General features: G+C 70.1%; 24 protein-coding genes and 3 pseudogenes. 22 read left to right on the forward strand and 5 right to left on the reverse strand.

All coding sequences use genetic code 11. The features are described from left to right. Positions 1 to 83: 83 nt before the first annotated feature. The 8 genes from H8R17_RS06970 (at position 84) to H8R17_RS07005 (ending at position 6,713) form a co-directional block, all read left to right on the forward strand. Positions 84 to 836 carry an ArsR family transcriptional regulator gene (locus tag H8R17_RS06970; protein ID WP_187822248.1) on the forward strand — a complete coding sequence of 251 codons (753 nt, stop codon included), beginning with the start codon at positions 84 to 86 and terminating at the stop codon, positions 834 to 836. Continuing rightward, the gene (gene sufB / locus H8R17_RS06975; RefSeq protein WP_187822249.1) at positions 833 to 2,254 is read left to right on the forward strand and encodes a Fe-S cluster assembly protein SufB; all 1,422 of its coding nucleotides are present in this window, start codon (positions 833 to 835) and stop codon (positions 2,252 to 2,254) included. The genes H8R17_RS06970 and sufB overlap by 4 nt, the downstream gene beginning before the upstream one ends. A gap of 87 nt (positions 2,255 to 2,341) precedes the next feature. Further along, a complete protein-coding gene (gene sufD / locus H8R17_RS06980; RefSeq protein WP_187822250.1) occupies positions 2,342 to 3,562 on the forward strand; it encodes a Fe-S cluster assembly protein SufD in 1,221 nt (406 codons plus the stop codon). Further along, complete coding sequence (locus H8R17_RS06985; protein WP_187822251.1) at positions 3,559 to 3,879, forward strand: non-heme iron oxygenase ferredoxin subunit; 321 nt, start codon at positions 3,559 to 3,561, stop codon at positions 3,877 to 3,879. Before sufD ends, H8R17_RS06985 begins: the two co-directional genes overlap by 4 nt. A 7-nt stretch (positions 3,880 to 3,886) precedes the next feature. Beyond that, positions 3,887 to 4,651 (forward strand): Fe-S cluster assembly ATPase SufC, encoded by a 765-nt coding sequence (gene sufC / locus H8R17_RS06990; protein WP_187822252.1) that lies wholly within the window; start codon positions 3,887 to 3,889, stop codon positions 4,649 to 4,651. Next, positions 4,648 to 5,904, forward strand: coding sequence for a cysteine desulfurase (locus H8R17_RS06995; RefSeq protein ID WP_187822253.1), 1,257 nt, complete (start codon positions 4,648 to 4,650; stop codon positions 5,902 to 5,904). The genes sufC and H8R17_RS06995 overlap by 4 nt, the downstream gene beginning before the upstream one ends. Positions 5,905 to 5,919: 15 nt before the next feature. Then, positions 5,920 to 6,384, forward strand: coding sequence for a Fe-S cluster assembly sulfur transfer protein SufU (sufU, locus tag H8R17_RS07000; RefSeq protein ID WP_187822254.1), 465 nt, complete (start codon positions 5,920 to 5,922; stop codon positions 6,382 to 6,384). Continuing rightward, on the forward strand, positions 6,381 to 6,713 hold the full coding sequence (locus H8R17_RS07005; protein ID WP_053655099.1) for a metal-sulfur cluster assembly factor: 333 nt from the start codon (positions 6,381 to 6,383) through the stop codon (positions 6,711 to 6,713). Before sufU ends, H8R17_RS07005 begins: the two co-directional genes overlap by 4 nt. A 65-nt stretch (positions 6,714 to 6,778) precedes the next feature. Here the strand turns inward: H8R17_RS07005 and H8R17_RS07010 are convergent, their stop codons facing one another. After that, entirely contained in the window at positions 6,779 to 7,609 is an 831-nt protein-coding gene (locus H8R17_RS07010; protein ID WP_187822255.1) for an AbfB domain-containing protein, read from the reverse strand. A gap of 188 nt (positions 7,610 to 7,797) precedes the next feature. Here H8R17_RS07010 and H8R17_RS07015 point away from each other — a divergent pair, with 188 nt between their 5' ends. The 3 genes and pseudogenes from H8R17_RS07015 to H8R17_RS07025 form a co-directional block, all read left to right on the forward strand. Further along, complete coding sequence (locus H8R17_RS07015) at positions 7,798 to 8,118, forward strand: multidrug efflux SMR transporter (protein ID WP_187822256.1); 321 nt, start codon at positions 7,798 to 7,800, stop codon at positions 8,116 to 8,118. Then, positions 8,118 to 8,663 (forward strand): TetR/AcrR family transcriptional regulator, encoded by a 546-nt coding sequence (locus H8R17_RS07020; protein WP_187822257.1) that lies wholly within the window; start codon positions 8,118 to 8,120, stop codon positions 8,661 to 8,663. Before H8R17_RS07015 ends, H8R17_RS07020 begins: the two co-directional genes overlap by 1 nt. A 190-nt stretch (positions 8,664 to 8,853) precedes the next feature. Beyond that, a pseudogene (locus H8R17_RS07025) lies at positions 8,854 to 9,011 on the forward strand (transposase); the annotation flags it as partial. A gap of 169 nt (positions 9,012 to 9,180) precedes the next feature. Here the strand turns inward: H8R17_RS07025 and H8R17_RS07030 are convergent. After that, a pseudogene (locus H8R17_RS07030) lies at positions 9,181 to 9,433 on the reverse strand (ISAzo13 family transposase); the annotation flags it as partial. Between the two features lie 159 nt (positions 9,434 to 9,592). Between H8R17_RS07030 and dapD the strand changes: the two are divergent. Together dapD and H8R17_RS07040 are read left to right on the forward strand one after the other, a co-directional pair. Further along, entirely contained in the window at positions 9,593 to 10,594 is a 1,002-nt protein-coding gene (gene dapD / locus H8R17_RS07035) for a 2,3,4,5-tetrahydropyridine-2,6-dicarboxylate N-succinyltransferase (RefSeq protein ID WP_187822258.1), read from the forward strand. A 106-nt stretch (positions 10,595 to 10,700) separates the two neighbouring features. Then, positions 10,701 to 10,922, forward strand: coding sequence for a hypothetical protein (locus H8R17_RS07040; protein WP_187822259.1), 222 nt, complete (start codon positions 10,701 to 10,703; stop codon positions 10,920 to 10,922). Between the two features lie 184 nt (positions 10,923 to 11,106). On the opposite strand, the gene dapA is transcribed toward H8R17_RS07040, so the two are convergent. Further along, a complete protein-coding gene (gene dapA, locus H8R17_RS07045) occupies positions 11,107 to 12,051 on the reverse strand; it encodes a 4-hydroxy-tetrahydrodipicolinate synthase (protein ID WP_316959333.1) in 945 nt (314 codons plus the stop codon). A gap of 134 nt (positions 12,052 to 12,185) precedes the next feature. On the opposite strand from dapA, the gene H8R17_RS07050 reads away from it, so the two are divergent. The 3 genes from H8R17_RS07050 (at position 12,186) to H8R17_RS07060 (ending at position 13,454) form a co-directional block, all read left to right on the forward strand. After that, positions 12,186 to 12,497 (forward strand): hypothetical protein, encoded by a 312-nt coding sequence (locus H8R17_RS07050; protein ID WP_187822286.1) that lies wholly within the window; start codon positions 12,186 to 12,188, stop codon positions 12,495 to 12,497. 211 nt (positions 12,498 to 12,708) lie between these two features. Continuing rightward, the gene (locus tag H8R17_RS07055) at positions 12,709 to 13,143 is read left to right on the forward strand and encodes a phage holin family protein (protein WP_399476380.1); all 435 of its coding nucleotides are present in this window, start codon (positions 12,709 to 12,711) and stop codon (positions 13,141 to 13,143) included. Further along, positions 13,140 to 13,454, forward strand: a complete 315-nt coding sequence (locus tag H8R17_RS07060; RefSeq protein ID WP_187822261.1) for a DUF3618 domain-containing protein — start codon at positions 13,140 to 13,142, stop codon at positions 13,452 to 13,454. Before H8R17_RS07055 ends, H8R17_RS07060 begins: the two co-directional genes overlap by 4 nt. A 313-nt stretch (positions 13,455 to 13,767) precedes the next feature. On the opposite strand, the gene H8R17_RS07065 is transcribed toward H8R17_RS07060, so the two are convergent. Next, positions 13,768 to 14,427 carry a DUF1326 domain-containing protein gene (locus H8R17_RS07065; protein WP_187822262.1) on the reverse strand — a complete coding sequence of 220 codons (660 nt, stop codon included), beginning with the start codon at positions 14,425 to 14,427 and terminating at the stop codon, positions 13,768 to 13,770. Positions 14,428 to 14,672: 245 nt separating this feature from the next. Between H8R17_RS07065 and H8R17_RS07070 the strand changes: the two genes are divergently transcribed. Both H8R17_RS07070 and H8R17_RS07075 read left to right on the forward strand, forming a co-directional pair. Then, positions 14,673 to 15,281 (forward strand): helix-turn-helix domain-containing protein, encoded by a 609-nt coding sequence (locus H8R17_RS07070; RefSeq protein ID WP_187822263.1) that lies wholly within the window; start codon positions 14,673 to 14,675, stop codon positions 15,279 to 15,281. Positions 15,282 to 15,296: 15 nt separating this feature from the next. Then, on the forward strand, positions 15,297 to 16,034 hold the full coding sequence (locus H8R17_RS07075) for an SRPBCC domain-containing protein (protein WP_187822264.1): 738 nt from the start codon (positions 15,297 to 15,299) through the stop codon (positions 16,032 to 16,034). 63 nt (positions 16,035 to 16,097) lie between these two features. On the opposite strand, the gene H8R17_RS07080 is transcribed toward H8R17_RS07075, so the two are convergent. After that, the gene (locus tag H8R17_RS07080; protein WP_187822265.1) at positions 16,098 to 17,927 is read right to left on the reverse strand and encodes an endonuclease/exonuclease/phosphatase family protein; all 1,830 of its coding nucleotides are present in this window, start codon (positions 17,925 to 17,927) and stop codon (positions 16,098 to 16,100) included. Between the two features lie 248 nt (positions 17,928 to 18,175). Between H8R17_RS07080 and H8R17_RS07085 the strand changes: the two genes are divergently transcribed. The 4 genes and pseudogenes from H8R17_RS07085 to H8R17_RS07100 all read left to right on the forward strand — a co-directional run bounded on the left by H8R17_RS07085 (position 18,176) and on the right by H8R17_RS07100 (position 23,249). Beyond that, complete coding sequence (locus H8R17_RS07085) at positions 18,176 to 19,606, forward strand: hypothetical protein (protein ID WP_187822266.1); 1,431 nt, start codon at positions 18,176 to 18,178, stop codon at positions 19,604 to 19,606. A gap of 344 nt (positions 19,607 to 19,950) precedes the next feature. After that, positions 19,951 to 21,405 (forward strand): alkaline phosphatase PhoX, encoded by a 1,455-nt coding sequence (locus H8R17_RS07090; protein ID WP_187822267.1) that lies wholly within the window; start codon positions 19,951 to 19,953, stop codon positions 21,403 to 21,405. A 168-nt stretch (positions 21,406 to 21,573) separates the two neighbouring features. After that, positions 21,574 to 22,216: pseudogene (locus H8R17_RS07095) on the forward strand (GntR family transcriptional regulator). A 16-nt stretch (positions 22,217 to 22,232) separates the two neighbouring features. Then, positions 22,233 to 23,249 (forward strand): 1-aminocyclopropane-1-carboxylate deaminase, encoded by a 1,017-nt coding sequence (locus H8R17_RS07100; RefSeq protein WP_187822268.1) that lies wholly within the window; start codon positions 22,233 to 22,235, stop codon positions 23,247 to 23,249. The last annotated feature ends 83 nt before the right edge of the window (positions 23,250 to 23,332 follow it).

Below are 23,332 nucleotides of genomic sequence, written 5' to 3' on the forward strand. Positions count from 1 at the left end.
GGTATGCCTAAGTGACGCAGGGCACCACCCGGCGCCCCGGACGCGGCTTGCCCGTATCTGAGGAATTACGCAACAATGGCGTTGTGAAAAACGTCGGCGCGGCTCAGGAGACCCCCTCGGGGACCCCTCAGGAGGAACTCGCGACCGGGGAGCGGTCCACCCGCAACCGGGTCGCGCGGTCCATCCTGGACCACGGGCCGTCGACCGTCGCCGAACTCGCCGGGCGGCTGGGCCTCACCCAGGCCGCCGTCCGCCGGCACCTCGACGCGCTGGCCGCCGACGACGTCGTAGAGGCCCGTGAGCAGCGGGTGTACGGCACGCGCACGCGTGGCCGTCCCGCCAAGGTCTTCGCGCTCACCGACTGCGGCCGCGACGCCTTCGACCAGTCGTACGACACGCTCGCCGTGGACGCCCTGCGCTGGATCGCCGCGCGCGAGGGCGGGGATCAGGCGGTCGCCGCCTTCGCCCGCGCCCGGATCCGCGCCCACGCGAGCGCGTACCGCAAGGCGGTCGAGGCCGCCGCCCCCGAACAGCGCACAGAAGCACTGGCCAAGGCCCTGAGCACGGACGGGTACGCTGCCACGGCGCGCAGTGCGCCCCACCCGCAACAGGGGCAGCAGCTGTGCCAGCACCACTGCCCGGTGGCCCACGTCGCGGAGCAGTTCCCGCAGCTGTGCGAGGCGGAGACGGAATTTTTCGCCGAGCTGCTCGGTACGCATGTGCAGCGGCTGGCGACGATCGCCCACGGCGACGGCGTCTGCACGACGTTCATCCCTCAGATTTCCAAGACCACTACCAAGGCATCTGCTAGCACGGCCGGGAGGAACCCCGCATGACTCTCCCCACGGAGACTGCCCACCCTGAGCTTGAGGGGCTGGGCAAGTACGAATACGGCTGGGCCGACCGGGACGAGGCCGGTGCGTCCGCGCGTCGCGGCCTGGGCGAGGACGTCGTCCGGGACATCTCCGCGAAGAAGGACGAGCCGGAGTGGGTGACCAAGCTCCGCCTCAAGGGCCTGCGGCTGTTCGAGAAAAAGCCCATGCCCAACTGGGGCTCGGACCTGTCGGGCATCGACTTCGACAACATCAAGTACTTCGTGCGCTCCACGGAGAAGCAGGCGGAGTCCTGGGAGGACCTGCCCGAGGACATCAAGAACACCTACGACAAGCTGGGCATCCCCGAGGCCGAGAAGAAGCGCCTCGTCGCCGGTGTCGCGGCCCAGTACGAGTCGGAGGTCGTGTACCACCAGATCCGCGAGGACCTGGAGGAGCAGGGCGTCATCTTCCTGGACACCGACACGGCGCTGAAGGAGCACCCGGAGCTCTTCAAGGAGTACTTCGGGACCGTCATCCCGGCCGGTGACAACAAGTTCGCCGCGCTGAACACCGCCGTGTGGTCCGGCGGCTCGTTCATCTACGTGCCGAAGGGCGTGCACGTGGAGATCCCGCTCCAGGCCTACTTCCGGATCAACACCGAGAACATGGGCCAGTTCGAGCGGACCCTGATCATCGTCGACGAGGGTGCCTACGTGCACTACGTCGAGGGCTGCACCGCCCCGATCTACAAGAGCGACTCGCTGCACAGCGCGGTCGTCGAGATCATCGTCAAGAAGAACGCCCGCTGCCGCTACACGACCATCCAGAACTGGTCGAACAACGTCTACAACCTGGTCACCAAGCGCGCCGTGGCCTACGAGGGCGCGACCATGGAGTGGGTCGACGGCAACATCGGCTCCAAGGTGACGATGAAGTACCCGGCCGTCTACCTGATGGGCGAGCACGCCAAGGGCGAGACCCTGTCCATCGCCTTCGCGGGCGAGGGCCAGCACCAGGACGCCGGCGCGAAGATGGTCCACATGGCGCCGAACACCTCGTCCAACATCGTGTCGAAGTCCGTGGCGCGCGGCGGCGGCCGTACGTCCTACCGCGGTCTGATCGAGATCGGCGAGGGCGCCCCGGGCGCGAAGTCGAACGTGCTGTGTGACGCTCTGCTGGTGGACACCATCTCGCGGTCCGACACCTACCCGTACGTCGACGTCCGCGAGGACGACGTCTCCATGGGCCACGAGGCGACCGTCTCCAAGGTCTCCGAGGACCAGCTCTTCTACCTGATGAGCCGCGGTCTGTCGGAGGACGAGGCGATGGCGATGATCGTGCGCGGCTTCGTCGAGCCGATCGCCAAGGAGCTGCCGATGGAGTACGCGCTGGAGCTCAACCGGCTGATCGAGCTGCAGATGGAGGGCGCGGTCGGCTGACGCGTCAGCCCTCCGAGCAGCAGGCGGCCCGCCTTCCGGGGCGGGCCGATGGTCGCAACGTATAGGAAAGCGAGCACTACGACAGCCATGGCTGAGGCTCAGAACTCCCCCACCCTCGAATCCGCTCGGGCGGGGGGACCATCACCGGTGGGTTCCACCACCGCAGGCGCGGTCGCGGTCGCGGCCGAGTCGACCGTCGCCACACGCATGAGCGCGCCCCCGTCCTTCGACGTGGCGGACTTCCCGGTCCCGCACGGCCGCGAGGAGGAGTGGCGGTTCACGCCGCTGGAGCGGCTGCGCGGCCTGCACGACGGCACGGCCGTCGCGACCGGCGACGGCGTGAAGGTCGACGTGCAGGCCCCCGAGGGTGTCACCGTCGAGACCGTCGGCCGCGACGACGCGCGGCTCGGCAGGGCGGGCACCCCGGTGGACCGCGTCGCCGCCCAGGCCTACTCGGCGTTCGAGAAGGCCGGTGTGGTCACCGTCCCCAAGGAGACGGTGCTCGCCGAGCCGATCCGGATCGCCGTGCACGGCGAGGGCGGGGTCGCCTACGGCCACCAGGTCATCGAGCTGGGCGCCTTCGCCGAGGCAGTCGTCGTCATCGACCACACCGGTGACGCGGTGCTCGCCGCCAACGTCGACTACCTCCTGGGCGACGGCGCCAAGCTGACCGTCGTCTGCGTCCAGGACTGGGACGAGAAGGCTGTGCATGTGGCCCAGCACAACGCCCTCGTCGGCCGGGACGCGTCGTTCAAGTCGGTCGTGGTCACCTTCGGCGGCGACCTCGTACGGCTGCACCCGCGCGTGTCCTACGCGGGCCCCGGTGGCGAGGCCGAGCTCTTCGGCCTGTACTTCACCGACGCGGGCCAGCACCAGGAGCACCGCCTCCTGGTCGACCACAACACCCCGCACGGCAGGTCGAACGTCGCATACAAGGGCGCGCTCCAGGGCGACGACGCGCACGCGGTGTGGATCGGCGACGTGCTCATCGAGGCCAGGGCCGAGGGCACGGACACGTACGAGATGAACCGCAACCTCGTGCTGACCGACGGCGCCCGCGTCGACTCGGTGCCGAACCTGGAGATCGAGACCGGCGAGATCGTCGGTGCCGGCCACGCTTCGGCGACCGGCCGGTTCGACGACGAGCAGCTGTTCTACCTGATGGCCCGCGGCATCCCGGAGCACGAGGCCCGCCGTCTGGTGGTCCGCGGCTTCTTCGCCGAGCTGGTCCAGCAGATCGGCGTCCCGGACATCGAGGAGCGCCTGATCGCCAAGATCGAGGAGGAGCTGGAGGCGTCGGTCGGATGACCGCATACGTACGCGTCTGTGGGCTGAGCGAGCTGGAGGACGACACCCCCAAGCGGGTGGAACTCGACGGCACGTTCGTCTCCGTCGTGCAGACCGAGGGCGAGGTGTTCGCGATCTACGACATCTGCTCGCACGCGAACGTCTCGCTTTCGGAGGGCGAGGTGGACGACTGCCACATCGAGTGCTGGCTGCACGGCTCGCGTTTCGACCTCCGTTCCGGCAAGCCCGACGCCCTTCCGGCGACGCGCCCCGTCCCCGTATACCCCGTAAAGATCGAAGGGGACGACGTGCTCGTCTCCCTCACCCAGGAGTCCTGAGGCACCCATGGCAACGCTTGAAATCCGAGACCTGCACGTCACCGTCGAGGTCGAGAACGGCACGAAGGAAATCCTCAAGGGTGTCGACCTCACCGTGAAGCAGGGCGAGACGCACGCCATCATGGGCCCCAACGGCTCGGGCAAGTCGACCCTCGCCTACTCGCTCGCGGGTCACCCCAAGTACACGATCACCGGCGGCAGCGTCACCCTCGACGGCGAGGACGTCCTGGAGATGTCGGTCGACGAGCGCGCCCGCGCGGGCCTGTTCCTGGCGATGCAGTACCCGGTCGAGGTCCCCGGCGTCTCGGTCTCCAACTTCCTGCGCACCTCCGCCACCGCCATCCGCGGCGAGGCCCCCAAGCTGCGCACCTGGGTGAAGGAGGTCAAGGAGGCCATGGAGCGCCTCAACATCGACCCGTCCTTCGCCGAGCGCAACGTCAACGAGGGCTTCTCCGGCGGTGAGAAGAAGCGCCACGAGATCCTCCAGCTGGAGCTGCTGAGGCCGAAGGTCGCGGTCCTCGACGAGACCGACTCCGGTCTCGACGTCGACGCGCTCCGTGTCGTGTCCGAGGGCGTCAACCGCGTCCGGGAGACGGGCGAGGTCGGCACCCTGCTGATCACGCACTACACGCGCATCCTGCGCTACATCAAGCCCGACTACGTCCACGTGTTCTCCGCGGGCCGCATCGTGGAGTCCGGCGGTGCCGAACTCGCCGACAAGCTGGAGGAAGAGGGCTACGAGGTATACACGAAGGGTGGCGCATCCGCGTGACACAGCTGCCGGGCCTCCTCGACACCGAGGCGATCCGCAAGGACTTCCCCATCCTGGACCGTCTGGTCCACGACGACCGGAAGCTCGTGTACCTGGACAACGCGGCGACCTCGCAGAAGCCGCGTCAGGTGCTGGACGCACTCAGCGAGTACTACGAGCGCTACAACGCCAACGTCCACCGCGGTGTGCATGTGCTCGCCGAGGAGGCCACGGCGCTGTATGAGGGCGCGCGCGACAACGTCGCCGAGTTCATCAACGCGCCCAGCCGCGACGAGGTGATCTTCACCAAGAACGCCTCGGAGTCGCTCAACCTCGTGGCGAACATGCTGGGCTGGGCCGACGATCCCTACCGCGTGGACGACGAGACCGAGATCGTCATCACGGAGATGGAGCACCACTCCAACATCGTGCCGTGGCAGCTGCTGGCGCAGCGCACGGGCGCGAAGCTGAAGTGGTTCGGCCTGACCGATGACGGCCGCCTCGACCTGTCCAACATCGAGGAGATCATCACGGAGAAGACGAAGATCGTCTCCTTCGTGCTGGTGTCGAACATCCTGGGCACGGTCAACCCGGTCGAGGCGATCGTGCGCCGCGCGCAGGAGGTAGGCGCGCTGGTCTGCATCGATGCCTCCCAGGCAGCCCCCCACATGCCAGTGGACGTGCAGGCCCTCCAGGCCGACTTCGTGGCCTTCACCGGCCACAAGATGTGCGGTCCGACCGGCATCGGTGTGCTCTGGGGCCGCCAGGAGCTGCTGGAGGACCTCCCCCCCTTCCTCGGCGGCGGCGAGATGATCGAGACGGTGTCGATGCACTCGTCGACGTACGCCCCGGCGCCCCACAAGTTCGAGGCGGGCACCCCCCCGATCGCCCAGGCGGTCGGTCTGGGCGCGGCGGTCGACTACCTCTCCTCGATCGGCATGGACAAGGTCCTGGCCCACGAGCACGCGCTCACCGAGTACGCGGTGAAGCGGCTGGGGGAGGTCCCCGATCTGCGCATCATCGGCCCGTCGACGGCCGAGGACCGTGGGGCGGCGATCTCCTTCACCCTCGGCGACATCCACCCGCACGACGTGGGCCAGGTCCTCGACGAACAGGGCATCGCGGTCCGGGTCGGCCACCACTGCGCGCGGCCGGTCTGCCTCCGCTACGGAATTCCTGCGACCACGCGAGCGTCGTTCTATCTGTACTCCACGCCGGCCGAGATCGACGCCCTGGTCGACGGCCTGGAGCACGTACGGAACTTCTTCGGCTGAGGAGCTGGCTGGGTCGTGAAGCTTGATTCGATGTACCAGGAAGTCATCCTGGACCACTACAAGAACCCCCACGGGCGTGGTCTGCGGGATGGCGACGCCGAGGTGCACCACGTCAACCCCACGTGCGGCGACGAGATCACGCTCCGCGTGAAGTACGACGGCACGACGATCAGGGACGTCTCGTACGAGGGCCAGGGCTGCTCCATCAGCCAGGCGAGCGCCTCCGTACTGAACGACCTCCTCGTCGGCAAGGATCTGTCCCAGGCGCAGAAGATCCAGGAGACCTTCCTGGAGCTGATGCAGTCCAAGGGCCGGATCGAGCCGGACGACGCGATGGAGGACATCCTGGAGGACGCGGTCGCGTTCGCCGGAGTCTCCAAGTACCCGGCCCGGGTGAAGTGCGCCCTCCTGAGCTGGATGGCGTGGAAGGACGCGACGGCCCAGGTGCTGGGCGCCGACGCCGAAAGGAAGACGGCATGAGTGACACCGTGGAGATGAAGCCGGCCTCGGAGGAAGAGCTCCGCGAGGCCCTGATGGACGTCGTCGACCCCGAGTTGGGCATCGACGTCGTCAATCTCGGCCTCATCTATGGCATCCACGTCGACGAGTCCAACATCGCGACCGTCGACATGACCCTGACGTCGGCGGCCTGCCCGCTGACGGACGTCATCGAGGACCAGGCCAAGTCCGCCACGGACGGCCTCGTCAACGAACTGCGCATCAACTGGGTCTGGATGCCCCCGTGGGGCCCCGACAAGATCACGGACGACGGCCGCGAGCAGCTCCGGGCGCTCGGGTTCAACGTTTGAGACACACCGGCTGAAGAAGCTGAAGAAAACGGCGACGCCTGTCCGGGCGTCGCCGTTTCTCGTGCTCAGGCCAGCCCGTCGACCATCCGGAAGGCCGAGTCCGCGCGGTACACGTCGGAGTACTCGTAGCGGTCCAGGCGGAGCTGGAAGTTGCGGTGGCGCAGAAAGCGGCCGGGGTAGTTCACCGACTCCAGCATGATCGCGCCCGAGTAGGACGAGGAGCGGGGGCAGAACGTGGCGTCCTGGCGGAAGAGGGCGGAGCCGTCGTCGCTGTCCTCGCGCAGGACGAAGCTGCGGTGGCGGAGGTAGCCGCCGTCCGAGGTGCGGAAGGAGTAGCAGGAGGAGTCGGCAAGTCCCTTGACCCGCTGGAAGGTCGCGTCCTCGCGCTGTTCGGGGCCGGAGCCGATCCGGTCAAGGAGTACGTAGCCGTCGCTCAGGTGCCAGTAGCGGTCGGGGTAGTTGACCGCGCGGACGGACGTGGTGGACGGGGCGCTGGCCGGGGGCCGGTTCGGGGCCGGTGAAGTCCTGTCCGGTGCCGGGGATTTGGGGGCCTTCGGCCGTGGCTCGGGGGTGGTGGGCGCGGGGGGTGTGGTCTTCGAGGGGTGAGGGGACGGCCGGGAGTGCTTGTGGCTGATGGGCTCGCCGCTCTTCGACGGGGTGCCGAAGGAGATCAGGCCCGGCACGGTCGTGTTGACGGACTCCGCCGGGGTCGCCTGTGACCGTTCGCCGGATTTCCGATCCATGACGGTTATCGCCGTGATGCAGGCGGTGACCGTCACCAGGGCGAGGACGCCGGCCAGCCAGAGCCGACGCGTTCCCGGTGCCCGGGAGGTGTCCGGGGCCCAGCCGTTCTCCCACGGTTCGTCCAAGGGGGGCCGTGGCTTGTTCTCTGGCATGCGCTGTTCCTCCAGCGGCGCCCGTGACGGCGGCCGCGGCTGCGATGACCCGCTGTGACCGGGGAAACACTAGTGGAAGCTGTGGCTTTGGAGGAGTGGTTTGGGAGAGCGGTTTCCACATCTTGTCCGTAACGGCGGGCGGTCCCCGTTGTGTACGGCAGTACGCATCGTTGTGTACGCTCGTACACATGGGATATCTGCTGCTGGCCGCCGCCATCGCCGCTGAGGTGGCCGGGACGACCGCCATGAAGTACAGCGACGGGTTCAGCAGGCTCTGGCCATCGCTGCTGACCGCGGTCGGTTACCTCGTCTCCTTCGCGCTGCTCGCCCAGACCCTGAAGACCGTCTCCGTGGGCACGGCGTACGCGATCTGGTCCGGCGCCGGTACGGCGGCCATCGCCACGATCGGGATCCTGTTCATGGGGGAGGGGATGACCGTCGCCAAGGCCGCCGGGATCGCGCTGATCATCGTGGGTGTGGTGGTGCTGAACCTGGGCGGTGCGCACTGATGGCGCGGCGCTACGACCCCGAGCGGCGGCAGCGGATCATCGACGCGGCGATCCGGGTCGTCGGCGCCAAGGGCATTGCCGGGCTCAGTCACCGTTCCGTCGCGGCCGAGGCGGATGTGCCGCTCGGCTCCACGACGTACCACTTCAAGACCCTCGACGACCTGATGGTCGCCGCGCTGCGCCAGGCCAGCGAGGGCTTCGCCAAGGTCGTCGCCGCGCACCCCGCCCTGACCGGCCCCGATGCCGACCTCGCCGCGGAACTCGCCCGCGTCCTGGGGGAGTGGCTGGACGGCGACCGTGCCGGCGTCGAGCTGGAGTACGAGCTCTATCTCGCCGCCCTGCGCCGCCCCGCCCTGCGTCCCGTCGCCGCCGAGTGGTGCGAGGACCTCGTCGACCTGGTCGCCCGCCGGACCGGCCCGGTCACCGCGCGGGCGCTGGTCGCGCTGATGGACGGGATCAGTCTGCAGGTGCTGCTGACGGGCGCGTCGTACGACGAGGAGTACGCGCGGGAGGCGTTGGGGCGGATCATCGGCGGGGCGGAGTGAACTTCCGGGCTGGGCGGGGGTGGTGGTGCGGCGTGAAGCCAGGGGGGGCGATGAGCCGCTCGGTGAGGCGTGGCTCTCGGGTTCGGGAAGGTGTCGTGTGAGGCGTGAGTCCCGTGCCTGGCATAACGTGGATGCGCGCGTACGACACCATCGCCAAGGCCGGCACGCTCAACACTCCTGGAAGGGCGCGATGTTCGACACCGAAGACGTGGGCGTGTTCCTCGGCCTGGACGTCGGCAAGACCACTCATCACGGCCACGGACTCACCCCGGCCGGGAAGAAGGTCCTCGACAAGCCCCTGCCCAACGCGAGCCGAAACTGCGGGCCGTCTTCGACAAGCTGACCGCCCTTCGGGTCACCGAAAAGTGAAGGGGCCCCGCGTGCACGAGATCGGCCGATCTGCCGTTCTGTTGGCGGTCGGCGAGTGGATTCAGTTCGGACTGATCTCCTCGTACCGCTCATCCTCATCAAGGCGACCGAAGCTCTCTTACCAGCGCTCCGGCCAGTTCGCCGGCCCGCCAACCCTGGACTTGACGGTGCCCTGCAGGCTGTAACCCAGGCCGTGCAGCAGGCGCCCGACGGTTGCGGCGCTGACCCGGTGGCCCTGTGACGTGAGGGTCGAGGCCAGGGCACGCAGCGACAGGGTGGTCCACCGCAACGGAGAGACGGGATCACCGGGTGTGCGGCTCGATCAACGACTCCAGCGCCGGGAGCAGGCCGGGATCGGTGACCGTCAACGGCTTGCGGCCGGCTCCCGGAGCCCGAACCCTCCTGGAGCCGCCGCGGACGGCGGAGGCGTGAGGCTCTCAACCGTCCGCGGGCGGCCGACGGCGTGCGGGCCCGAGCCGTCCGCGGGTGGGCCGCTCGGCACGTGAGATGCCTCTCGGACCGGTTTCCCCGGGCGGCCCCCGTCACGTTAGGTTGCCCTCATGACCGACACGACTGCTCCTCGCACCACCGGCGCCGTGGCCGCCGGCCTCGCCACGATCGCCGCCGACGGCACCGTCCTCGACACCTGGTTCCCCGCGCCCGAGCTCGTCACTGCGAGTGCCGAGGGCCCTGGCCCGTCCGGCACCGAGCGGCTGTCCGCCGAACGTGCCGCGGAGCTGCTCGGCGGCGGCGCGACCGCGGCGGTCGGCCCGGACGCCCGCCGGGGCGTCGAGGTCGTCGCGGTCCGCACGGTCATCGCCTCCCTCGACGAGAAGCCGATCGACGCGCACGACGTGTACCTGCGCCTGCACCTGCTCTCCCACCGCCTGGTCAAGCCGCACGGCCAGAGCCTGGACGGCATGTTCGGCTTCCTCGCCAACATCGCCTGGACCTCGCTCGGCCCGGTCGCCGTCGACGACATCGAGAAGGTCCGCCTCAACGCACGCGCCGAGGGTCTGCACCTCCAGGTCACCTCGGTCGACAAGTTCCCGCGGATGACGGACTACGTCGCCCCCAAGGGCGTCCGCATCGCCGACGCCGACCGGGTCCGCCTCGGTGCGCACCTCGCCGAGGGCACCACCGTCATGCACGAGGGCTTCGTCAACTTCAACGCCGGCACCCTCGGCACGTCGATGGTCGAGGGCCGCATCTCCGCGGGTGTCGTGGTGGGCGACGGCTCGGACATCGGCGGCGGCGCCTCCACCATGGGCACCCTGTCCGGCGGCGGCAACGTCATCATCTCCATCGGCGAGCGCTGCCTGATCGGCGCCGAGGCGGGCGTCGGCATCGCCCTCGGCGACGAGTGCGTCGTCGAGGCCGGCCTCTACATCACCGCCGGCACCCGGGTCACCATGCCCGACGGCCAGATCGTCAAGGCCCGCGAACTCTCCGGCGCCTCCAACATCCTCTTCCGCCGCAACTCGGTCACCGGCGTGGTCGAGGCCCGTCCGAACAACGCGGTGTGGGGTGGCCTGAACGAGATCCTGCACAGCCACAACTGACTCCCGTACGAGTTACCCGGCGTGACCTCCCGGCGGTTCCGTCAGATGAACAGGTGGACGCTTCAGTCCGATCAGACGCCGAACCGACGAAACGAGGAACCTTGGTATGAGGATCAAGCGAGTGAGGATCGTGGCGCGCTGCCTGACGGGGGCGGTCACGGCGGTGGTGGCCTGCGGGCTGCCCGCTGGTGCGGCGCATGCCGTCGAGACCAACAAGCACTCGCACAACGGCCCCCGGATCGGGCTGATCAACGTGGGCCAGGTCGACGACCCGAAGGAGGACGTGCTGGAGCACACCCTGCTCTTCGGAGACGGCTACCGCTGGTAGCGGCCGCACTCTCGGAAACGGGCCGGGCCCCGCATCCCTGTGCGGTACGGGCCCGGCCCATTTCCGTGCGCAGGCACAGCGGCAGGGCACCACGCGCGTCACAAGAGGCACAGGGGCCGTCCCGGACCGGCAGCAGGATGACGACGTCTCCTACGCGTGGGAACCGGTCTTCGCCCCGCGCTGATCACGCCCCGACGAGGCGTCGGTACGCCGCCAGCAGCCCGTCGGTCGCCTCGCGGCCGGCGGGCCGCAGCGGTGCGCGGACCGGGCCCGCGGGCACGCCGAGCGCGTTCAGGAGGGCCTTGACGGTGACCGAGCCGGGCAGGCCGGACGCCATCGCCAACTCGACCAGTTCGCAGGCCTGTTGCTGGCGGCGGGCCGCCTCGGTCGTACGGCCCGCGTCGAACGCGTCGATGATCGACCGGAAGTGACGTGGGGTCACATTGGCGACCGTGCTGATGTATCCGGCGCCACCGATCGCGCGCGTCGCCAGGACGTACTCGTCGCAGCCCGTGTAGTACGCCAACTCCGTGCGGGCCAGCACCTTCTGCGTGCCGAGGAGGTCGTACGCACAGTCCTTGACTGCCGCGATCCTCGGATGCCCGGCGAGCCCGATCATCGTCTCGGGCTCGATCCGGGTGCCCGTGCGGCCCGGGATGTCGTACAGCACGAGCGGCAGCCCGGACGCGTCCGCGACCTCCCGGAAGTGCGCCTCCACCGCGTCCTGTGGGGGTCTGCTGTAGTACGGCGTCACCACCAACAGGCCGTCCGCGCCCGCCTTCTCGGCCTGCCACGCCAGCTCGACGGTGTGCCGGGTGTCGAACGTGCCCACGCCCGCGACGATCGACGCCCGGCCGCCTACCGCCTCCCGCACCGCGCGGATCAGCGCCGACTTCTCCTCGTCCGTGGTGGTCGGCGACTCGCCCGTCGTACCGGACAGCACCAGGCCGTCACACCCCTCCGACACCAGCCGGTCGGCGAGCCGTGCGACACCGTCGAGGTCGAGGGCGCCGGTGTCGGTGAAGGGGGTGATCATGGCGCAGAGGGCCCGGCCGAAAGGTGGAGGCGCGGGGGCGGGCGGAGCCGTGGAGGTCGGGCTCGCGGCGGGGGCGGAGGCGGGGTTGGTCACGGGAGTAGTCTCGGCAGAGAAAAGGTGTAGCTCCACTTAATTCTTCTACGAGATATTCGTAAGGCGTGCTGCGGCATGGCTGAGGGTGCCGGGGACATCGATCATGTCATGGGCGGAATGTCATGGGAGGTGTCATGAGGATCGGCAAGGCACTGGCCACCGGTGTCGCGGAGGTGCGGCCCGTCGTCCACGAGGAAGGCCTCGAACTGCCCGAAGCGGTAGAAGAGGCCCGGGAGGCCGAGGCCGCGGCGCCCGAAGAGGTCCCGGGGGTGTGTGCGGGGGCGGGGTGTGGGTGCGGAGGCCGTGGCTGGCTTGGTCCCGGTGAGGGGCTTGGTGTGCCCGAACTCGTGGCGGAGGCCGCGTTGTTGCAGGCGCGGCTGGACTGGTTTCAGGCGCAGTTGGCTCGGCTGGGTGAGCGTGGGGCCGGGGGCGCGGCGCGGGAGTAGCGGGTGGGGAACGGGGGCGTCGCGGCGGGGTGTGTCCCCGGGGCGGGGCGGGGCGTCGGCGCCGGGGCGGGATGAGTGTGGGGCGGGCGGGTAGTGGAGGTCGGGTTGGGTACCCGGTGTTCCGGCCGACGGGGTCGTGAGGAGCCGGTCGACGCCGTGCGGTGGCGGTCGGCGCCCTGAGGCGGCGGCATGCGAGGAGGTGCGGAATACCGTGACCGGGACCATGGAATCCGGGCGGGCTGTGCGTGACAGGCCCCGCGACGGGCACCACTCGGTGGGTGAGCTCGTTGGTCAGGGTGCGGAGCAGCTCTCCCGGCTTGTGCGGCAGGAAGTGGCCCTTGCCAAGGAGGAGCTGGCCGAAAAGGGGCGGCGTGCGGGGCGCGGCGGCGGGCTGATGGGCGCCGCGGGTGCCGTTGCTTACGCCGGTCTGCTGGCTCTGGCGGGTACGGGGGTCGCCGCGCTGTCGCTGGTGCTGCCCGTGTGGGCCGCGGGGCTCGTCGTGACGGCGGTGCTGTTTGCCGTCGCCGGGGTGCTGGCGGTGACCGGGCGTGCCCAGCTGCGGCGGGCGGCGCCGGCTGCGCCCGAGGAGACGCTGGGCAGTGTGCGGGCCGATGTCGAGGAGATCAGGGAAAGGGCACATCGATGACGGATGCGAGGAGTGGGGCCAAGGGGCCCGATGAGCTGCGGCGGCAGATCGCGCGGACGCGGAGCGAGCTCGGCGAGACAGTGGCGGAGCTGGCGGGGCGGACGGATGTGAAAGGCCGCGCGCGGGCACGTGCCGCCGACATCAGGGACAAGGCCGGGGCGATGACGGTGCAACTGCGCAGCACCGTCGGACACAATGTGCCGACGCCGGTCCGTCGGCATCCGCGGCCGGTGCTGATCGCGGGGGCGGCGGCGGGGGCGCTGCTCGCAGCGGGGGTGCTCCGCAGGCGCCACGATGGCCATCACCACTGAGCTGCGCCGGGTCATTCGTCTGCGCGGGGGTTCGGCCGGTGGGTTCGGGTGCGGGATGTGTTGGATGCCCGCGGCGGCCTGTGCGGCTTCGGTGGGGGTGCGCGTAACGCCTGCGGTGGGGTTGTGGGTCGGGGCCGCGCCGGGGAGTGTCCGTCCTCGGTCCGGCGATGTGGTCGGCGACGGGGTGGTCGTGTGTTGACGCCGGCCGCTGCGGCGGACACTCCCCGACACGTCCCCTTCCCGCCGTCGGCGACTGTGGGTGCGTGGGGGAGCGTGTGGCCTCAAAGCCCTCACTCACCACACCGATCCGCGTTCAGGTCGGGCCGGTCCAGTCAAAGGGGAAGTGTTTGCTCGATTTGCCTGAACGGTGCCAGGTGAAGCCGAAGGCGTCGGCACGGTCGGTGGTGGCGCGGCCCCAGGTGGCGATCTGGCCGGGTCCCACCTCCGCGCCGGGGGCGTTGTGGACCTGGACCCGTGCGCCTTCCGGGGTGGTCGGGCCGGTCAGCGCTTCGGCGGTTGCCGTCACCCTTCCGGGGATCTCCGCGCGCCAGGCTGCCAGGTCCTCGTCGACCTCGATACGGACGGGCGCGAAGTCCATGCCCCTCATCTCGGGGCCGAACATCTCGCCGAACTCCGCGGGCCATCCGCCCGCCTCACCGCCGAAGATCGCCTGGAGCGCGGCGCGCTGCTGTTCGTCGGCGCGCTCGTCGAAGAAGACCGCGGCGTAGGCGTCCGTGTGCTCGCGGGCCCAGGGGTTGCCCACGAAGGAGCCGAGCATGAGCACGTTGAGGCCGTCGAGCCGCACATCGCCGAAGTTGCCCTCCCGTACGTGCCAGGCCAGCACGCCCTCGCAGTCGCCGTAGGTCGGGGCCTGCGCGAACGTACAGGGACACGGGATGGCGCACTTGCATACGTCGAACCAGTCGCCTGCCAGATGCCAGGGCGGGGGACCGGTGGTGGGTTGCTCCGTCATCTCGATTCCCTCCGCTAAGTTTGCGGGAGTTTGAGCCCTTTGATTCAAGCTTGCGCCTTATCCGTCCTACGGGCCAGGCTGTGTGACTGGTGGTGCTGGTGAGGTGATCGGTCTCAGCATCGACGGCACCAGGTCCTCAACTACGCGGAGTGGAAGAGCGTCCAGGCGCACTGGCCATCGGTCCTTCGCGAGCCGAAAACTCAAACCGTCTGGACAAAAAAAGTGTTCGGTGGGAGGGTGGAGTCATGCTGGACGTGACCGTGATCGAGGACGCCGAGGCCGCCGCCGTCTCCCTGGACCCCACGCGGGCCCGGCTGCTCGCCGAGCTGGCCGCCGGGCCCGCGTCAGCCGCCATGCTGGCCGGCAAGGTCGGGCTGCCCCGGCAGAAGGTGAACTACCACCTCAAGGCCCTGGAGCGGCACGGCCTGGTCGAGCTGGCGGGGGAGCGCCGCAAGGGCAACGTCACCGAGCGGCTGATGCGCGCTACCGCCGCGTCGTACGTCATCTCGCCGCTCGCCCTCGCTTCCGTGCAGCCGGACCCGGACCGGTTCCGGGACCAGCTGTCGGCGCGCTGGCTGCTGGCCCTCGGTGCACGGCTGGTGCGGGACGTCGGCTCGCTGATCACCGGCGCGGCCAAGGCGAGGAAGCGGCTCGCGACGTATGCGCTCGACGGTGAGGTGCGCTTCGCCTCGGCCGCCGACCGGGCCGCCTTCGTCGAGGAGCTGACGGCCGGGGTCAGTGCGCTGATCCGCAAGTACGACGCGGCCGACGCCGAGGGCGGGCGCGATCACCGGATCGTCGTCGCCCTTCATCCCATGGTCAAGGTCCAGCCCGCCCCGGAAATCGAGCAGTAGGAGCAGGAGCCCGTCATGTCCAAGGAATTCGAGATCGCCCGGGAGTTCGAGGTCGACGCCACGCCGGAGCAGGTGTGGGAGGCCGTCACCACCGGTTCGGGCGGCTGGCTGTGGCCGGAGGAGTTCCCGGAGGAGCCGCGCGAGGGGGCCAAAGGGCCGTTCGGCTCGACGTTCACCGCCTGGGATCCGCCGCGCCGGCTGACCGTGCGCAGTGAGGACGTCGGGATGCCGACCCAGAGCCTCAACCAGCTGGACTGGGTCGTCGAACCGCGTGACGAGGGGCGGCGTGCCTGGGTGCGGTACGTGCACAGCGGGATCTTCACCGACGACTGGGACAACCAGTACGACGGTGCCAGCAAGCACACCGACTTCTACCTGCACACGCTCAGGGAGTACCTGGTCCACTTCGCGCCCCGGCCGGTCGCCTTCGCCACCTTCGAGGGGCCCGAGGCGTCCGGGGGTGCCGATGCCCTCGCCGTCGTCGGGCGGGCGCTGGGACTCGGGGACGACGTGGCCGAGGGCACGCGCGTGGCGGCTCGGGGGCCGGAGGAGTTCGACGCCGTGGTGGACTTCCGGAATCCGTACTTCATCGGGTTGCGGACCGGGGATGCGCTGGTGCGGTTCTTCGGGCGCAACCACTGGGGCGGGACGGTCGGCATGTCCGTGCACGACTTCGCGCCCGGCGCCGACGCCGAGGCGAACGAGGCAGCCTGGCAGGGCTGGCTGAACCGCGTGTTCAGCCAGCCCTCCTAAGGGGCCCCTGCACGCGACCTAATCGGGCGCTCATAGTGCAAGGACCCCTGAGCCCGAAGGGCGTTACGGACGGAACCGCAGCACCTGCGGGTCGTGGTCGCTGATCTGGTCGTGGAACTCGGCGTTGATGTGCACGCTGTCGTACGTGAAGTCGCAGTCGCGGCGGATCGACGGGCTGATCAGGATCTGGTCCAGGGTCTGGGCGTTGCCCTGGTAGACGTACGAGTAACGCTCGCTCTCCGGCAGCGATCTGACCGCCGGCCACAGCGCGCCGCCGTCCTCCAGCAGCTTGGTGGTGCCGGAGAACTCGAAGTCGTTGATGTCGCCGAGGGCGATCACGTCCGCGTTCTTCTGCGTGGCGAGGATGTCCTTGACGAAGGTGTTCACCGCCGTCGCCTGGAGGTGGCGCTGGGTCTCCGAGCTGCGGGCCGGCGGCTGGTACTGGGAAGTCAGGGCCTGGTCGCCGCCCTTGGAGGCGAAGTGGTTGGTGATCAAGAAGACCGTACGGCCGCGGAAGACGAACTCGCCGGCCAGCGGCTTGCGGCTGTTCTCCCAGGCCGGGCTCGCGGGGTCGATGCGGCCGGGGGAGACCGTCAGGGCCGCCCTGCCGCGCACCTTCGTGACACCGGTGGCGGTCGTCGCGTCGCCGCCCGCGCGGTCGGTGAAGGAGACCCGCTCGGGGTTGAACAGGAACACCTGGCGGATGTTGCCGCCGGGCTGGCCGCCGTCGGCGTCGTCGGCCGGGTCGATCGCGCGCCAGTCGTAGCGCGGGCCGCCCGCCGCCGCGATCGCGTCGGTCAGCTTGCGCACCGTCTCGTCGGCGGCGACCACGCCGTCGTTCGTGGCGCCGTTGTTGTCCTGGATCTCCTCCAGGGACACGATGTCGGGCGACTTCAGGTTGTTCACGATCGCGGATGCGTGCGCGGCGAACGTGTCGTCGGACGGGTCGAGGTTCTCGACGTTGTACGTCGCCACCGCCAGCTCGTCGCGGCGCTGCTTGCGGGTCGACTCCCGCTCCACACCGCCCTTCTTGAGCGTGCCGAGCTCGCTCGCGACCAGCGTGTAGCCGCCGAACTGGTTGTAGTCCAGCGGGCCGGACGTGGTGCCGGCGAGGGTGTCGCCGACGTTCGCCTTCGGGAAGGCGGCCGTGGAGCCGAGGGACTGGATCTGGAGGCGGCCGGTGTTCTGGGAGCCGTACGAGCCGTACACCGTGCCGCCGCGGCGATTGCGGTTCTCGTACGGCTTCACGGTCACCCACAGCTCGGTGTACGGGTCGGTCGCGCCGACCACGCGCGTGTCGGCGACCCGGACGTTCATGCCCTCCAGGGACTCGTAGTAGTCCAGCGCGTACGTCGACGGGCGGAGGGGGAGGGCGTTGACCGAGCCGTTCGCCGCGGCGTCGCCGGCCGCGGTGTAGGCGTCCGGCACCGACCTCGCGTCTACGGCGGTGGCCGCGGGGAGCGGGTTGCCGCTGGAGACGACCGTGAACGTCGGGCGGGTGATCTCGGTCAGCGACTGGTTGCCGGAGGAGGTGCCGCCCGGGACGTACTCCGCGACGGTGCCGGAGATGGTGACCGCGTCGCCGACGGCGACCCCCTTCGGGGTGGATTTCGTGAAGACGAAGACGCCCTCACTGGTGGCCGGGTCGGCGTCCGGGGACGGGTCCTGGATCCAGAAGCCCCTGGACGAGCCGTACGTGCGCACGCCGGTGACGATTCCGGCCACGTCCGTGACCTGCTTGCCGGCGTACGGGGATATTCGGGTGCTGCCCTGAACGTCATGGATCCGCACGGCGTCGGCGTGCGCGGGCGAGGTCAGGGCGAGGGTGGACGCCGCGGAACAGGCGGCGGCTACGGTGAGCGCGGCGAGACGCGCGGACGACTTGCTCGGCAACGGAAGATCCCTCCGGGGACGTGACGAAGCGCCGGGACGAGGGGTGGAGCGGGCGGGGTGACGCGCGTAGCGCAGTGTGCGCTTGTCCCCCCGGTCTCTACGCGCGTCAATCTCGTGCCTTCTCACGGCACTTGTCAAGGTTTCAGCCATGTACGGCCGACGGCGGGGAGATGAAGTGGGCGGCATGGGTGGAAATCCGTCTAGGCTGAGCGGCTGAGTCGTACGAGGCGTCCTAGGAGAAACAGCCGATGTCAGACAGCTTCCCCCTGCCGCCGGTGCGGCTGCACTCCGAAGCGGAGCTGGCGCGCGACGCGCTGTCCACGCCCTTGCTGTCCCGGGCCGCTCGGCTCGCCCGCTGGGCCGGCCCCGAAACCCGTGTCGACGCCGGTGGCGGGCTCGTCGACGAGCAGCTTCCCGCCGCGGCCGAGGCGCTCGCGCTGACCGGGGACGACGACGCCGCCGCCGACGCGAGCGAGGCGTGGCGGCTGGCGGTGGACACCGGGCTCGTCGAGGTCGTGGACGAGGAGGAGGGCACGGTCACGGCGGGCGCCGACCTCGCGCTGCTCACCGGCGGCTCGCCACAGGAGGTGCTCCGGGTGTGGCTCGCCGCCCTGGAGACGGTGCTCGCCGAGGCGAGCGCACCCGACCTCGGTGAACTGATCGACGCCGTGGACGCGGGCGGCGAGGTCGACCTGTCGTCCCTCGACTGGGATCCGGAGGCCGAGGCCGAGCTCCTCGACGGTGTGCTCGGCAACCTGTACGTGCTGACGGCCGGCGAGGAGGGGGCCGGCGACGCGCCGGTGCCGCTGCCGGCACTGGCCGCGTCGGTGATCGTGCCCAGCGACATGGGTGAGCCGACGAACGACGAGCTGGAGCAGGTGTCCGACGCGATGATGCGGCTGGACGACCAGTTCCGGCTGCTGGAGCCGGTGGGGCTCGTGGAGTACCAGCCGGTGGACGAGGCGCTGATGGCCGACGCGGACGAGGAGCCCGCGGCGCCGGTCGACGACACGGACGTGTCCCGCTACGGCATGGTCAAACTGACGCCGCTCGGGCTGTACGGGCTGCGGCACCGGCTGCTGGAGGCCGGGCTCACGGCACCGGCGGTCGGGGATCTGTCCGACAAGGGTGCGGACGTGCTGCTCGACGGTACGGCCGGTTTTCCGCCGGCGGCGGCGCACGCCGAGACCGAGCTGTGGCTGGCCCGCCGCGAACCCCTCGCCGCGGCACGCGAGTTGCTGGCGGCGGCGCGCGGGGCGGACGCCGGGGCGCCACTGCGGCGGCTGCACTGCCAGCAGGCGCTGTCGCTGGTGGGGGCCACGGCCGAGCCGGCGCTCCGGGAAGTCCTCGACGATCCCGAGCTGGGCGGGCTGGCGCGCGTGTGGCTGACCGAGCACGGGGCGCCCGACGTGCCGCCGCCGTCGGAGGCCATGGTCTTCTGGCTCACCATCGACACGCTGGCCGCGCAGCTCGCCGCCGAGGGCAACTCCGACGAACTGCGCGCACTCGTCGAGGGACTCGCCCAGCAGCACAGCGGCTTCTTCGCCGCGGCCTGGCGAGTCGACCACCCGGCCACACCGGACGTCCTGGAGGCCATGGGCCGCCTGCACCCCGACAAGAAGATCGCGAAGGAGGCGAGGAAGGCCGCGTTCAAGGCGCGGTCACAGCAAGGGGGTTGAGCGCCGCCCGCTGCCCGGCTTCCGGCAATCGCCGCTCACCTCATCCCGCCGCGACGGCGCTCAGCCACGACGGTGGTGATCGGCGGTGCCGAACCGGCCGTGCCCCATGACGGGTGTGCCGCGTGCGGGCTGCGGAGAGTTCGGCACCGCCGGATCGCGCTGTACCGGCTGACCGCCGTTGCGGGGGGGACCAAGTGGGCGGCGGGGATCAGGTGTCACGGATTCACAGAAGGGGCGCCGGTGAAGTCGGCCCTCGTTCAACTGCCGTTCAAGCGTGAGCGCCACCGTGTGGCCGATCGAGGTCCGCCACCCTCCACGGCACACCCACCGTCACAGGAGACACCATGTCGCTCACCCGCAGGGACTTCGCCAGAACGTCCGCGATCACCGGAGCCGGTGTCGCGCTCGCGGGCAGCGTCGGCGCCCTCGCCTCCGCGCCGAACGCCCTCGCGTCGTACGACACCGATGCCGCCGACGAGGCAGCCGAGGAGTCGGCGGTCACCCACCACGGTGTCGGCTACGGCCCGCTGCTCCCCGACCCCAAGGGCATCCTCGCCCTGCCCGCCGGGTTCTCGTACAAGATCATCACGTACAGCGGGAAGACCAAGCTGGAGTCCGGCGAGTTCACGCCGCAGAAGCACGACGGCACCGCCACCTTCGACGGCCCCCGCGGCACCACCCTCCTGGTCAACAACCACGAGTTGAAGGGCTCGCGCGCCCGCTGGGAGCACCCCGTGCCGCTCACCGAGGGACTCGTGTACGACCCGGCCGCCTCGGGGGGCTGCACGGTCGTCGAGGTGCGCCCCGACGGCCGCGTCGCCGAGTGGGTCGGCATCGCCGGCACCTCCACCAACTGCGCGGGCGGCCGCACCCCGTGGGACACCTGGCTCACCTGCGAGGAGAACTCCGACCGGGCCGGCGAGAACGGCATGACCAAGGACCACGGCTACGTCTTCGAGGTCGACCCCCTCGACCGGCGCGCCAACCGCGACCCCAAGCCACTGAAGTTCTTCGGCCGGTACGACCACGAGGCCGTTGTCATCGATCCCCGGCGCGGCCACGCCTACCTCACCGAGGACGACGCCGACCCCAACGGCCTGTTCTACCGCTGGGTGCCGCCGAAGGGCTTCCGCCACGGCCGCGGCCAGTTCCGCACCCTCGCCGACGACGTCGGCGTCCTCCAGGCCCCCAAGTGCTTCGACTCCGGCGGGCGTCACGTCGACGACCTCTCCCGCGCCACGAAGATCGGCACCGTGTACGGCGTCGACTGGATCGACGTACCCGACCGAGACGCCGGGAAGACCGCCGTGCGCGAGCAGTTCGGCCCCGGCGAGATCACCCGCGCCCGCAAGCTGGAGGGCATGTGGTGGGGCGACGGCGGCGCCTACATCGTCTCCTCGTACGCCCGCGAGGAGAGCCCGGTCCAGCACGACGGCCAGGTCTGGTTCTACGACCCGAGCCGCCGCACCCTCACACTGAAGGTCCTCCTCGGCGTCAACCCCGACCCCGCTGAGGACGGCGCCCTCGACGGCCCCGACAACATCACCGTCTCCCCCTACGGCGGCCTGGTCATCGCCGAGGACGGCGAGGGCATCCAGCACCTGTTCGGCGCCACCGACAGCGGACGTACGTACCCCATCGCCCGCAACGAGGTGAACATCGGCACCGAAGAGGAGCCCGAATACAGCGAGTTCGCCGGCGTCACCTTCTCGCCCGACGGCCGCACCCTGTTCGCCAGCATCCAGGAGCCGGGCATTCTGCTCGCCATCACGGGGCCCTGGAAGCGCCAGCAGCGTTAGAACACGGGGTCATTCGTATGGCTGGGGCTGTCCGATTCGACGGACGGCCCCTGGCGCTGAACCCACGGTTCACACATGTCCAAGTTGTGTGAGTAGCGCGGCGCACCAGTGAGGAAGAGGAAGCACGACCGGGTGCTGATCGTCACTTGATATCTAACATGTCAGCTCATGGAGGCCGTGCAGCCCGTCCGCCGAGTCCTGCTCAGAGACCGTGCCTACGAAGTGATCCGGGACGCCATAGTGACCGGCGACATCGAACCCGGAGCGGTGGTGCGCGACGCCGACTTCGCGGAGCGGCTCGGGCTGTCCCGGGCGCCGGTGCGCGAGGCGTTCGCCCGGCTGGTCGACGAAGGGCTCCTGGAGAGCAAGCCGCAGAGCTACACGCGGGTGACGCCGCTGGTGGCCGCCGACGTACGGGACGCGGCTGCCGTGGTCGGAGCCATGCACGAGCTGGTCACCCGGGTCGCCGTGCCTCCGGCTGTTCGCCGCGGACATCGAGGCGATGCGCGCCGCCAACGAACGGTTCGCGACGGCCGTGCGCGTGGGCGACGTGGACACCGCCCTGGAGGCGGACGACGCCCTGCACGACGTCCTCGTCCGGGTGAGCGGCAACCGCGCGGCCGCCGCCATCACCCGCTACAGCCCGCTCATCCGCCGCCTGGCGCGACGGCGCTTCGGTGAGGGCGGCACCTGCCGTTCGGCCGGACTGCACGACCGGCTGATCGAGGCCTGCGCGCCCGGCGACGTGGCCGCGGCCGTCGACGTCACCGCGGAGATCTGGCGGGGCCTGGAGGAGCTGGCCGACCCCTGACACCTGGAGGACTCCCATGTCCCTTGCCGACCACGCGCGTTATCCCCTCCTCTTCGGGCCCTCGCCCGTGCACCCCCTGGAGCGCCTGACCACGCACCTCGGCGGCGCCGCCCTGTGGGCCAAACGCGAGGACTGCAACTCCGGTATCGCGTACGGCGGGAACAAGACCCGCAAGCTGGAGTACCTGGTCGCCGACGCACTCGCCCAGGGCTGTGACACCCTCGTCTCGATCGGCGGGGTGCAGTCCAACCACACCCGCCAGGTCGCCGCCGTCGCCGCCCGTGCCGGACTCAAGTGCGTGCTGGTGCAGGAGAGTTGGGTGGACTGGCCGGACGCCGTGTACGACAAGGTGGGCAACATCCTGCTCAGCCGGCTAGCCGGGGCCGACGTACGGCTGGTGCGGGCCGGATTCGGCATCGGCTTCAAGGAGAGCTGGGAACAGGCCCTGAAGGAGGTCGAGGAGTCGGGCGGCAAGCCGTACCCCATCCCGGCCGGCGCCTCCGACCACCCGCTCGGCGGCCTGGGCTTCGCCGGATGGGCGTACGAAGTCGCCGAGCAGGAACGCGACTTGGGCGTCTTCTTCGACACTGTGATCGTGTGCTCGGTGACCGGGTCGACGCAGGCGGGCATGGTCGCCGGGTTCCGCGCCCTGGAGGAGGCCGGCGGCCGGCGGCGGCGCGTGATCGGCGTCGACGCCTCGGCCAAGCCCGCCGCCACCCGCGAGCAGATCGCCCGCATCGCCCACCGCACCGGCCGGCTCATCGGCGTACAGGCCGAGTTGACCGAAGCCGACGTGGAACTGGACGAGCGCTACCACGCGGGCACCTACGGCATCCCCGACGAGGCCACGCTCGCGGCCATGCGGCTCGCCGCCCGGACGGAGGGGATGATCACCGACCCGGTGTACGAGGGCAAGTCGATGGCCGGGTTGATCGACCTGGTTTCCCGCGGCGAGATCGGCCCGGACTCGACCGTCCTCTACGCCCATCTGGGCGGCCAGCTTGCACTGAACGCCTACAGTGCCCTGTTCTAGTGGTGTGTCGCTGCTTAATTACGGTGTGTCTGGTTGGGAGGTTGGTGTCTGGCAGATTCCTTCCCCTTTGCCAGACAGGGCTG

The sequence above is a fragment of the Streptomyces sp. TRM68367 genome, assembly GCF_014495685.1.
GTDB lineage: Bacteria > Actinomycetota > Actinomycetes > Streptomycetales > Streptomycetaceae > Streptomyces.